The organism is Paenibacillus residui, assembly GCF_042677205.1.
GTDB classification, from domain to species: domain Bacteria; phylum Bacillota; class Bacilli; order Paenibacillales; family NBRC-103111; genus Paenibacillus_L; species Paenibacillus_L residui.
This window is the reverse complement of record NZ_JBHTIU010000059.1, coordinates 1-11,985: the sequence shown is the minus strand read 5'-3', so window position 1 is coordinate 11,985 and position 11,985 is coordinate 1. Positions and strand designations below refer to the sequence as shown.

The window sequence follows — 11,985 nt, the reverse complement described above, 5'->3', positions numbered from 1 at the left end:
CCTTGAGAGGAACCTGGTTTCTTGCGGCAGGGAGGAGGCTGAAGCATGAATTTCATTGATTTTCGCTTTAAAGTTAGGACGACCCTGGTTCTCGAAAAATCTGCTGCCAAAAGGGCATTTATGAATACGGCTTCCTTGTACCTTATAGATGCGTTTTAGCTATTTAAAGCAATTAGCGCATGTAGAGAAAGTTTGGGAGAGCCGTGAACGGATCATCGATTGAGGCCGGCAGGCATCGTGTCATTAAGTACTTACCATTCGATGAGTAAGATTTTCTACAACCGGAAGCATTCGGGCCTCTTTTTCCATAGAATTATGGCATAAGGGACAAGCCGGAGTGTCCACGAAGGAGAAATCCTGTCTCATCCATCCATTGCAATCCTGATTGGTGCAAGCCCATACCTCCGTCTCTCTTTGTTCGATTTCTTCAAAAGTTTTGCGTGAATACAAAACAAAGCCCTCCTTCCATCATGATCCCACAATATTTTCCATCGAACCGCATTTATAATATGTGATGATCTGCAGGTAATTATTCGGTCAGTATCCCTGCTCTTGGATGAGAATGTCCTCGGCTCGAAGGGTCCGCAGCTCCTTCTTGGATAGCCGATTGATCTGCGGAGAGTAAAATTGCATTAATCGTACGGCCTGGTTTCTGATTGATTGCTCAATGACATTTCGGACATAGCGGGCATTGGAGAAATTGACAAGATTTTGTTCTTTCTCTTGGACCAAGTCCGCTTTCAGCTTCTGCTCCGATGCTTCGGACAACTCATAATCCCGTTCTTTCGCCATCTGACGTGCGATGTCCATTAATTCTTCGATTGTGTAGTCGGGAAAATCAATATGTACGGGGAAGCGAGAAGGTAAGCCGGGATTCAGGGAGATGAAAGTTTCCATTTCCAGCGGGTAGCCGGCCAGGATCAGGATGAAATCATTACGGTGATCCTCCATCATTTTGACAAGGGTATCGATGGCTTCTTTGCCGAAATCCTTCTCTCCTCCTCGGGAGAGAGAATAGGCTTCGTCAATAAAGAGAACTCCTCCAAGCGATTTTTTGACCAATTCGCGGGTTTTCTGGGCGGTGTGGCCAATATATTCCCCGACAAGATCCGCCCGGTCCGCCTCCACCAGATGGCCCTTGGACAAGACCTCCATTTTCTGGAATAATTTAGCCAGTATCCGGGCAACCGTTGTCTTTCCAGTACCGGGATTGCCGTTAAAAATCATATGGTATACCTGCTTGTTTGTCTTGAGCCCGGCATTTTCCCGCAGCTGATTGATTTTGAGGAAGGCGTAAATTTCATAAACCAATTTTTTGACCCTATCCAAACCGATCATTTGATGAAGCTCATCCAGAACTTCTTTGCATGGATCAATTTCGAGTATTTTGCGGTCTTGATTTTCTTCCGGTTCTCTCTTGTTAAGAACGATGTTGATCTGCCCGGGATTTTTCTTAATCCGGACCTCCTTAGTGATTACTTCAGCACTTTCCGCCATTAAGCTTACCACCTCGCTTATACATTATATTAGCGAAGGGGCAAGAATATTTTAAAATGGTAAAACCGTCTCCCGGACTTACTGTTAACCCTTATTTTTTGCATTCCTCCTGAAGGAAGTGACCGCGAGCAGAACCAATGGCAGTATAATGCCGTAGGTGCCTCCGTAGGGGAGCCATATTTGTTTATTGTAGTAATCATTATGAGCGTAATCCGGGTGGACGATCAGAGACAGAATCGCAAGGATCATTCCTAAGGGCAAAGTCAGCGGACGGTAATCTTTCAGCTTGAAAATATGGGTGAGACCCGTAGCAGAGACATAGAACAGGATGGTCATTTTATAATAAATAGTAACAAACCAAAGGGTGGCCACAATGACCTCGACCCTCTGGAAAAAATCCCCCACGTTTATCATCTTGGCCAAAGAGTAGCTGGGGTACACTTGCATTTCGGTCATTTGTGCCCCTAGTACGGCTATGGCCAGAAAGATCATAAGGATAAGCACGGCTCCGCCAATAGCAGCCCCAATGACGAAAGCGCGGTTTGCTTTGTCCGGCTTGTTCACACCGGATGGATAGAACATCAGGAACACGACGGGAGTCAAGGAAAAAATACTCATATAAAAAACAGATGCCTTTATAATCGGTTTCGGTCCTTCGGCCATGACCGGCCCCAGATGATTGATATCAATTTGCGGGGAAAGGGCTACCAACAGGATAAAGAATAAAAACACCACGAACAGAAACAAAATGTCAGCGGAACGTGCAATAGTTACCAAGCCCAATCGAACGCTGTATAGCACAAGCATTATACATGTGATATTGACGGCCCACATGGGAGTTCCGGGCAGAATCTGAATCGTAATAAACTGCCCCATGAAATAAACCAGCTCGGCTGAGGTAACGAAGGTGAAAAAAACAAAGGTCAGGGAAATGATTTTTCCCGCCAAAGAGCCGAAGGCTTTGTCGTTCATTTCCATCAGCGTTAAGCCTTGGTTCCGTTTGCCCACGACCGTATACAGCCAGGATAGACACAGCCCTAATCCTGTGCCAATCACAGCGGCGATCCAGGCATCCTGTCTGGCGAGTTCAGCCATACTGGAAGGGACGATAAGAATGGCGGTGCCAATGGAAAACAGAGCGACCATGATGGCAAATTGCCGGACCGTGTATTTATCGCTCATCTGTATCTGACCCACCTCTATTCTATCAGCCAAGGCTTCAATGCTTCGCTAATTGGTCTATATAGGACAATAATCCAATCCAGCGGATTAGGAATATTTACTTTCATGACATAAGCGGCCGTCAAACCTGTGGCCATAAGGAGCAGAAGCCAGAAGAAAATTTCTTCTCTCGCCAGTCGATGCTTTCTCAGATAAGGTATTTCCTTGATCGCGATTAGAACTCCGATCAGAATAATTCCAATACTCTTCCACATCCAAACCTACTCCTTAGCTGTCTTCATAAACGGGTTCCCGATCGTTCCGGAATGCCTCAATTTGATTTTCGCATCGACTTGAATCGGCATTTTCCTGAAGGCTTTATTCCAGTCTTTTTTATTTTTTTTCCAGTAGGCCGGGTTGGAACGGTGAACCTCTTCTCCGAAGCCGAACACATCCGAGCCTAGTTTTTGTCCGGCACGAATGGAGGTCAGGATTTTCTTCTCCAAACTTTCCTTATATAACTGTTCCAATTGATGGAGAACGACTCTCTTGGTCAGATCGATGGAACAGCTAGCCTCGGCGATGCTGCCTTCAATGTTAATCTTTACTTGTGCCTCCGGCTGCCCGTCCTTAAGCTTCGTTATCATTTTGCTGTCGGCCCTACCGACTTCAATCGTTATCTCTCCCTGCCCCTCCGGACAAGGTATGATGGCCACAGTGCTTTTTACTTTTTTGCGAAGGTAGGTTACCCCCTTGCTGTTATCCTGATCAAACCAGCCGATGAGCCTGTCATCCTTAAAAATGGCGAGACCGGCGTACCGGAGGACGGCTTCCGGAGTGATCTCCTTAACATTTTGCTGGGTTTCGCCTATTCGCTGATCTCCTATCAATTCCAACGCCGTTAAGACTGGCTCGCGTCCATCGCTAATCAGGTCGTTGATCAGGTCGTGCATGGCAATTCCAACAGCAGGGGCCCAGTATCTCTGCGCGGTTTCCAATGAAGACAGCAGCCGGTTCGCCGGTATTTTCTCCAAGGGGGTAACGATTTTAAGCATATTTTCCGCCTTGGTGTTTTTGGCTACGACAATATAGAAATCCGTTCGGAATTCATGATCTCTGGAGAAAACATCCATTACTTTATTAAGCCCTTCCTTGGCAATTTCGTCGCTCAGAATAATCATGCGAAGGTGAGCCCCGTACAATCGCCGCGGGGATGTCAACGTCATTTTCCGATAAGTCTCCATCAGAGTCTTGCCTGTGGCCGAATAAGTAGTGACGGGAGAGCGAACGCCTCCCGCCCCTTTTTTCGCCACTTCGGACGGTTCGACGACCTGTGCCGTCAATTTGTATAATTCTCCTGCCTTGTCAATGCCCACGGCGACCTGAATCGCCAGGTCGTTCAGTTCCCTGCGGCTCCAGCAGCTGGTCAGAAGGATTGTAAGGAGTACCCATACAAGTGCAACACTCAAGCGGCGTTTCATTAGGCTCACCATTCTTCTGTCATTGGTTATAAGTAACATTATTAACTCGGGGCGATCAATTTAAACGAACACTGCCGGGTATGTGTGCAAAGCGGAAAAACGGGCGTTCACCCCTCTGGAATAGTGCAATAATACAGGCTCGTCCGGTAAGTGGATTCCCAAGGCATCCGTCAATGTGTTCGCCAATTGGGCCAATTCAACGGATTGCAGCGGCCAAGGAGGGTGGAAGACTTGACCGCAGTAGATTTTCACGTACGGCTTCGCAATGCAATAAAACCGGTATCGTTCCGTCAGCCAGTGCTCCAAAGTGCCTTTCTCCGCTTGATAAGGCGCGGACAAAGGACGGTAATGGGCCGCAAAAGAAGGGGACTCCGATGTCACTCTCCGGCTTGAAAGCTTCAAAAATCCGTCTTTGTGCTTAAGCTGCATTTTGGCCCGGTAGTATGGAAGCTTGTACCACCATTTGGCGATGTTCAGCACAATGGGATCGGAGGCGTCCAGAGTAATGAAATACACTCCCGGCCCCTGTTGGTGGGAGACATAGGTACGTACATTCACTTCCGGGAAAGAGAAGGGGTAAGGAACGGGGCAGCCCCTTAACCGAATTCCCGTCATGCGGAAGGCGACAACCCCAAGCCAGGCCTGCCCTTTGAACGTATCTATCGTTAAAGGCCGGGGGACCCTCTCTCTTATAGAGGAAACCGGAACCGGCCAGTGAAGGAACAGCACATGCTGCCAGCTCTGTTTCATGATCCAGGCGTCCTCGTCTTGTGCCGGAGGGAAATGGCTATGGCTCATGCGGCGTTCCCCCTCGTTCATTATTTTTTCTTGAAATAGTCAAACCAGTTTTTCCCTTTCTGCGGGTAGGTCGGAGAAGTCGGCTTCTGCGGCACTGCCTGGGTGTCCCCTGCAGGCTCCATCGGGTCTGGACCTCCGAGCGGGTCGTAAGCTTGCGTGGCCAAGGGAATGCCGGTCACCTTGCTTGTCCATTCGTCCAACGAGGCCAGATCTTCTGCCTGCACCTGCTGCAGACTGGTTTTCCCGAGGGCGCGGATGCCCAGCTTCATTTCCTCGACGAAGGAAGTGAAGAAGTTCTCCAAATGACGGGCGGCCAGATTTTCATCGAACTGCTCGGCCATCTCCCCCGGATAAAAGGTAAGCTGCGTAGGCGGCTCCCACGGAATCGCTTTGGTCACTTGCTCGTGCGTCATGGCCCACAGCAGGGCGGTGCCCATGTATACTCCGTCTGCTCCCAGCGCAAGAGCCTTCAGGCATTCCCCCGGATTGGAAAACCCGCCGCCGACCAACAGACTGATTTGATCCTTGACTCCGCGTTGATTCAAATAACGGACGGCACGGCATAAGGCAAAGAGGGTGGGGAGGCCGAAATCATCCTCGAGAATCGGCGGACCGCCTTTCGTTCCGGCCTGGCTTCCGTCTAAGCTGATGAAATCAACGTTCGCCCGGATAGCTACCTCCAGATCCGCCTCCAGCTTCGCACTGGCGCAGAGCTTCACGCCTATGGGCACTCCGCCGGTCACCGAACGCAGCCTTTCAACCAAAGGGATCAGGTCGTCCGGCTGGTTAATTTCCTGGTGACGGGAAGGAATAACGACGATTTCTCCGTCCTTCACGTTCATGACCTGACGCGCTTTGCCGGGCATAAATTCAGGCGGAATAATGCTCGCGGCTGTTGCGGTAGCTCCCTGGCCGATATGAATTTCTATAGCATCCGCTTGATTGAGAATGGAAGGCTGCTTCGACCAGTGGCCGGAGTTGTACTGCAAGATGAGAAATTTGGCAAGATTGCGTTCCTCGGGCAGAAAACCGCCTTCCCCCGTGTTGGTCGCCGTTCCGACGGCGGATGTTCCTCGGGCCATTGCGATTTTGACCTTCTCGCTCACTCCTATTCCATACCCCATGGCTCCGGCCATAATAGGAATTTGCAGCGTCATGGGCTTCTTGGCCTTCGGACCGATGGTCACCTCAAGGTCAACATTCTCATCCTCGTGGACAGGGAGTACGGCTAACTGAGCCGGTGTAAAAATCAGCCCGTCGAAGCTCAGATGCTTGCGTGGACTGCCGAATGGCCTCTCAATAATGGCGCCGGAAGCCGCCCGGAGGCTGTTCTCCATCACCTTGATCGGATTTGTGCGGGTCAAGGCGGTAACCATCTCCCAAATATTAACCGGATATCGTTCAGACATCAGTTTTTTCATGAACATAGCGAGCAGCCGTTGTGTAATCGGTTTGAAGAAGATGACCAGCATGCCTATAACAAGCAGGAAGGCCAGCAGGGTGCCCGCTATAGAAACCAGGAATGACCCTATCAACGATGTTTGCATAAGGCATCTCCTTCTGTATGGTCATCGTAAGTTAAACCTGAGGATAGCAGGGGGCGGGAGCTTCTTGAACCATCCAAGCTTCATTCCCGGAACCCGCGTTTTTAATAATGGTCGTCCACCGGATTTACCGACCCGGAATGCGACGTGTGGCTTTCCCTTGGCGGATTTATAGGGCTCCTTTAGGAGCATTTTTTGCATTGAACTCTCATCATTGTTCGTCCTTCTGCTTCTGTGCAGGAGCTTCGCTTCCGGTTCCGGAGCGCCCGCCGCCGCTCTGTCCGCTATCTCTGGTGCGGACGGTATTCTGCTTAACTACAATATCCGGCCGGGTATACATCTTCCACCAAGGCATGCGGATGACATTGTCCTTCTGGTCGGAAACGCGAAAAGGAGCGAACGGGGTCATATACGGAACGCCGAACGATTGCAGGTGACATAAGTGAAGGACGAGAGCAATCGTTCCGAGGAAAATTCCATAGAACCCAAAGGAGGCCGCAAGCCCCATGAACCCGAAGCGCAGAATACGTGCCGATATTCCTATTTCGAAGCTTGGAAAGATGAAGCCGGCAATGGCGGTGATGGATACGACGATAACCATCGCGGGGGAAACCAGGCCCGCCTCAACCGCTGCTTGTCCCAATACGAGGGCTCCGACAATGGAAATAGCCGTGCCTATCGCTCTGGGCATTCGTATGCTCGCCTCACGCAGCAGCTCGAAGGTGATTTCCATGATCAACGCCTCAATAAAGGCCGGGAACGGAATGGCCTCTCTCTGGGCAGCCAGGCTGATCAACAAGTCTGTCGGCAGCATCTCCTGGTGGAAGGTGGTGACGGCGATATAAATAGAGGGACCGAACAAGGAGATAAAAAAAGCAACATATCGAATCAGCCGCAGCAGACCGAAATCCGAACGGTGATAATAATCCTCTGCCGACTGAAGGAACTGGGTGAACAAAGCGGGCACCATCAGCACGAAAGGCGTACCGTCAACAAGGATAGCTATCCTTCCTTCCAGCAGAGATGCCGCCACGACATCGGGCCGTTCCGAATTGTTGATCGTCGGGAAGACGGTATAGGTTTTGTCCTGGATAAACTCTTCTACATAGTTGCTTTCCAAAATACCGTCTATATCAATTTGCTGCAGGCGTATACGAACCTCTTCCAATGTCGTCTCATTGACCAGACCGTTCATGTACATGATCGCCACTTTGGTCTTCGTTATGCGCCCGACCGGGTTCATTTCCAACCATAAGTTCGGGTCTCTAATTTTGCGGCGAATCAACGTAATGTTCGTCTGCAGAGCCTCGGTAAATCCTTCTTGCGGCCCCCGCACCACGGTTTGTGAGGTAGGCTCCGTTATATTCCGGTGTTCGAAACCGACCGTATCTACAGAAAAGGCCTGAGCTTGCTGATCGATCAAGATAACCGTCTCGCCACAGAGGATAGCATGATGAACGGTCTCCCAATCGGTCAAGCTGCGATAATCTCCTACTGTAATTCGCATAAGCCTGACCGCCTCGGAGGAATCTCTCCACTGGTCGTGAGCGGCCTGAGATGCAAGTGACTCTATTAGGCGATAGACGGAGGTCCGGTCGGCCATTCCGTCTATGTATATGAAGGCTGCCCGGATGCCCGGGGGCGGACCGAGGGTAAGCTCCCGGAATATCAGGTCGTCGCTGTTTCCAAAAGCCTCTCTAAGCAAGTTCAGATTGTCCTGAAGGACAAGATTTAATCTCATGGGCCTACCTCAATTAAGCGAGTTTTGCTTACATTATTGGCATATCGCAAACGACCTAAACATGGGTGATTCGTGAATAACATGTTCTTAATATAAGGGAAGCCGGTGAATCGGCACCCTCCCGCATCCGGCCCGGAAGTGCCTGCCCCATGATTATCCCGTTTTAATTATGTCAATAATGAATTATCAGATTAAGCGCCGCCCGACAATCAATCCATGGACCATCCGGCCAGGATAGCAGACTGTCGTTATATGGCATGGCGCGAAGTTAGTCCTGTATTTGACAGTGTGCCGGAAGCGAGGGAGAAACATTGGAGTATGCCGTGGTGATCGTATTGGCCGGCGCCCTGGGAGTATGGCTGGAGGTTCCCGGATTAAGACGTAAGAAGCTCTACAGAGAGCTTCGCTTGTTTAGCATTGCCCTGTTGGCGGCGATAGCTATCGGAATCATTAAGAGCTTGCAGCTTCCGTTTCCCAACTTGATGGAATGGATCATGATAGCTGTGAGTCCGCTTGTGGAATGGTTCGGGGGATGACAGAATTGAAGGGCAAAGGAATGATTGCATGAACCGTTCTGAGATAACCACCCGCCAGTTCTGCCTGCTGGTTACTCTGTTTACGATCGGCAGCTCGATCCTGTTCGTTCCTTCGCAATTGGCTGAAGAAGCGCAGCAGGATTCATGGTTGGCACTGGGGATCGGGATTATCATCAACTTGCTTGTCGTTGGTTTGTACCTTCGTTTGGCCAGCTTCTATCCGGATAAGACATTGTATGATTTGATGGAAATCTTGATGGGCAAATGGGCGGGCAGGCTGGCCATTGCGTTAACCTTTCTGTTTGCCTACTTCGTTTGTGTGATCAGCTTGGTGTACTATGTAGGCTTTTTTCTCGGTAATCAGATCTTTCCGGATACTCCGATCTTTTATTTGAACGGATTGTTTGTCATCACGGCTGTTTATGCCCTGCGTTTGGGGTTGGCTACTATCGCCCGGGCCAGCGAGATTTACATTCTGGTCTTTATTTTTTTGTTCGTACTGCTGACTGCAGCCCTCATTCCCGAGATGGATGCGAATCAATTCAAGCCGGCCCTAACCACACCATTCTCATCCTTGTTACGGGGAGCGATTTCCTATAATAGCTTCTCTACCTTTCCGTTATTTTTCTTTCTCACGATTTATCCAATCCATGTGAAGAATCGCCGCAAGGCAGCCAGAAATTTTATATGGGGAACTCTGTGGGGAGGTTTGGTTCTCTGGCTTATATGTACGGTGGCCATCTCCGTATTAGGGGCCAAAGCAGCAGCGACCTACACTTTTCCCGGTTATGTCTTGGCGCAAAGGGTGAATATAGGGGACTTTTTTACTCGGATTGAAGCATCGATCCCCACTATTTGGATGATCTCGCTGTTTATCAAGCTGCTGATCTATTTTTATGCCTCTCTGCAGGCGTTGGGGAAGCTGACAGGGGTTCGTCAGAATTCGATTTATATCATTCCGTTAGCATTGGTCGCGTGGGCATTGTCGGTTGACCTGTTTACCAATTCCGCCCATTTGATGGAATGGAGCCGACATACACTGCCGGTTATTACTTTTTTGTTTGGCGTCCTGCTTCCATTCCTTCTTCTCGTATTGGCGTTGGTTCGCCGCCGTTTTCAGAGGGGCGGGGACAACGAAGAGGCTTAGAACGGACGGATCGGTTGAGTGTCCGAGGTTCTTGGGCCGTTCCTGCCGAATAGACGGGGAATATGAATTAGAACGAATCGGACAATTCTCGAACGGAATACGTATTATCATGGAGCAGAAAGGGGAGGATGACCGGAAGATTAATGAAGAAGGAATTATCCGCTGATTTAGTATTCCGAAGCGGCAATACTTCTGCGTGGAAGTCTGAGGAACAGCTCGCTCGGGAGCTGGCTGCCTGGGTGGCCGGTGTCCTGAGCAAGTATCCGGACCCGGAGGAGACCCGGACGGAAAGACGGGGCCGGGATTATTTTCTAGAGCTATCATCTCTTCCATTATGTAAGTCCGGTCAGAAGGAGGGGGAACGGAAATAGCGGTAAGCGGAAACAGCATTAACCATGAGTTAACAGCGTTCCGGTTATCCGGGCTTTGGCGCGAAGCAAGCTCTTTCGGGAGGATAGGGCTTGCATTCTGCAATAGGATTCTATTCACTTGCAGACCCGCAAGGTGGTGCCGATGATCATTATCCGGGAAGCTTACCAACTCCATACGGAACAATTGAATGCCTTGATCGAACAGATCAAGGCTCTTGTTTATGTAAGGGTATCTACAGATGACCAGGCCAAATATGGCTATTCTCTGGAGTCGCAAATCGAGAGGTGTGTCCGGTATGCCGAGAGCAAGCATCACTATAGCCGCGAGCAGTTAATGATCCTGGTAGAAGCGGGGGAACATGGTGACAATCCGGACCGTCCCCTGATTAATTATTTGCTGTATTTGCTGGAGCGGGGAATCGGCTCTAAAGCGATCTTTCTGCATCCGGACCGAATGAGCCGGTATCTGCATTTGCAAATCGAGCTGTCGTCCAAAATATGGGATTTGGGCTGCGACATTGAATTTGTCGAATTCGATCTGGATAAAAATAACCCCGAATCCATGCTGATGTTCAATGTACAGGGAAGCATCGCGCAGTATAACAAAGCCAAAATTTTGGCCAACACGAAGCGTGGGCGAAGAACAAAAGCACTGAAGGGCGAGGCAGTCGGGATGCGCCGGTTATACGGTTATTCCTTCGATACGGAAGAAGACAGAATCGTGGAAAATCCGGAAGAAAGACGTATCTATATGATGATGGTCGATATGGTTCTGAATAAAGGCTATTCATGTTCGAGGATAGCGAGAGAACTGTCCTCCAGAGGGATTGCGGCTCCGAACGGCTCTGTATGGTATCAGGCGACCGTCAGCCGAATTTTGAAGAACGAATCCTATACGGGAACTTATTATTACGGCAAAACTGAAGTTGTCCAGCAGCAGGGCAAGCCGCGGTCGGTCCGCAAAAGCCGAGAGGAGTGGATAGCCATCCCGATTCCGGCCTACATTGAGAGAGCGACGTACGAGCAAATCCAGCACAGGCTTAAGAGCTGGAGGAAAACGGGCGGACGGCCTTCCGAGGACTATCTGCTGAGAGGGCTGGCCCGGTGCGGAAGATGCGGAGCCGCGGTGACGTCGGGCGTGACGACGAAGACAGCCGGAGGCCGAGTCAAGTACTATACCTGCACCGGTAAGACAAAGAAGGGATATAAGGTAGGAGCGGCGGACCCCGCCCGACCGGTATGCCGGGGGAGGAATTGGCGGGTCGACCGGGTGGATGCGATCGTCTGGCAGCGGCTCTCGGTTCTTCTTGCAAAACCCGAGCCCTACGTCATTAAATATATCGAAGGATTGTCCAGCCACCACAAGCTGCAGGAGCTGCAGCTTCGCAAAGCGGAGCTCCAGCGCACGATCACGGATAGAGCCGGGGCGAGAAGCAAATATGTGGATTTGTATGCTTACGGCATCATTCGGACGAAGGAAGAGCTTCAGACGAAGCTGGAGAGCCTGGACGAACAATTGAAGATTTTGCGGAAGGATATGCAATTCATTGATGAAATGCTTCAACACGCCTGCGAAAATTTTAATTATGCGGACCGTGTGATAAAATATGTGCGACAACTGAAAGATTTGCTTTCGTCCTCTTCATTGAGCATGGCCGACAAACGTGCATTCATCGGATTGTTAATCGACCAGGCGGTGCTTCATGAGG

Annotated in this window: 12 protein-coding genes; 4 read left to right on the top strand and 8 right to left on the bottom strand. The window is 50.1% G+C overall.

The genetic code is table 11. The features are described 5' to 3' along the window. Positions 1 to 243: 243 nt before the first annotated feature. The 8 genes from ACFQ03_RS16530 to ACFQ03_RS16495 all read right to left on the bottom strand — a co-directional run bounded on the left by ACFQ03_RS16530 (position 244) and on the right by ACFQ03_RS16495 (position 8,222). Entirely contained in the window at positions 244 to 450 is a 207-nt protein-coding gene (locus ACFQ03_RS16530; RefSeq protein ID WP_144933484.1) for a cold-shock protein, read from the bottom strand. A gap of 87 nt (positions 451 to 537) precedes the next feature. Then, complete coding sequence (locus ACFQ03_RS16525) at positions 538 to 1,497, bottom strand: AAA family ATPase (protein ID WP_379289505.1); 960 nt, start codon at positions 1,495 to 1,497, stop codon at positions 538 to 540. A gap of 84 nt (positions 1,498 to 1,581) precedes the next feature. Then, positions 1,582 to 2,679: a GerAB/ArcD/ProY family transporter gene (locus tag ACFQ03_RS16520; RefSeq protein WP_379289502.1), complete on the bottom strand. Its 1,098-nt coding sequence runs from the start codon at positions 2,677 to 2,679 to the stop codon at positions 1,582 to 1,584. A 17-nt stretch (positions 2,680 to 2,696) separates the two neighbouring features. After that, positions 2,697 to 2,933: a hypothetical protein gene (locus ACFQ03_RS16515; protein WP_144933487.1), complete on the bottom strand. Its 237-nt coding sequence runs from the start codon at positions 2,931 to 2,933 to the stop codon at positions 2,697 to 2,699. Between the two features lie 6 nt (positions 2,934 to 2,939). After that, a complete protein-coding gene (locus ACFQ03_RS16510) occupies positions 2,940 to 4,139 on the bottom strand; it encodes a Ger(x)C family spore germination protein (RefSeq protein WP_186328211.1) in 1,200 nt (399 codons plus the stop codon). A 60-nt stretch (positions 4,140 to 4,199) separates the two neighbouring features. After that, the gene (locus tag ACFQ03_RS16505) at positions 4,200 to 4,937 is read right to left on the bottom strand and encodes a YqjF family protein (protein ID WP_379289499.1); all 738 of its coding nucleotides are present in this window, start codon (positions 4,935 to 4,937) and stop codon (positions 4,200 to 4,202) included. Between the two features lie 20 nt (positions 4,938 to 4,957). Continuing rightward, positions 4,958 to 6,484 (bottom strand): FMN-binding glutamate synthase family protein, encoded by a 1,527-nt coding sequence (locus tag ACFQ03_RS16500; RefSeq protein ID WP_379289497.1) that lies wholly within the window; start codon positions 6,482 to 6,484, stop codon positions 4,958 to 4,960. Positions 6,485 to 6,692: 208 nt separating this feature from the next. After that, a complete protein-coding gene (locus ACFQ03_RS16495) occupies positions 6,693 to 8,222 on the bottom strand; it encodes a spore germination protein (protein ID WP_150959957.1) in 1,530 nt (509 codons plus the stop codon). 311 nt (positions 8,223 to 8,533) lie between these two features. On the opposite strand from ACFQ03_RS16495, the gene ACFQ03_RS16490 reads away from it, so the two are divergent. From ACFQ03_RS16490 to ACFQ03_RS16475, 4 genes are all read left to right on the top strand, one after another. Further along, entirely contained in the window at positions 8,534 to 8,758 is a 225-nt protein-coding gene (locus ACFQ03_RS16490) for a hypothetical protein (protein ID WP_144933492.1), read from the top strand. A gap of 28 nt (positions 8,759 to 8,786) precedes the next feature. After that, the gene (locus ACFQ03_RS16485) at positions 8,787 to 9,905 is read left to right on the top strand and encodes a GerAB/ArcD/ProY family transporter (protein ID WP_379289494.1); all 1,119 of its coding nucleotides are present in this window, start codon (positions 8,787 to 8,789) and stop codon (positions 9,903 to 9,905) included. Between the two features lie 128 nt (positions 9,906 to 10,033). Then, positions 10,034 to 10,276, top strand: a complete 243-nt coding sequence (locus tag ACFQ03_RS16480) for a hypothetical protein (protein WP_144933494.1) — start codon at positions 10,034 to 10,036, stop codon at positions 10,274 to 10,276. A gap of 118 nt (positions 10,277 to 10,394) precedes the next feature. Next, positions 10,395 to 11,985 (top strand): recombinase family protein (locus ACFQ03_RS16475; RefSeq protein ID WP_379289492.1); only part of this gene is annotated, 1,591 nt, incomplete at its 3' end.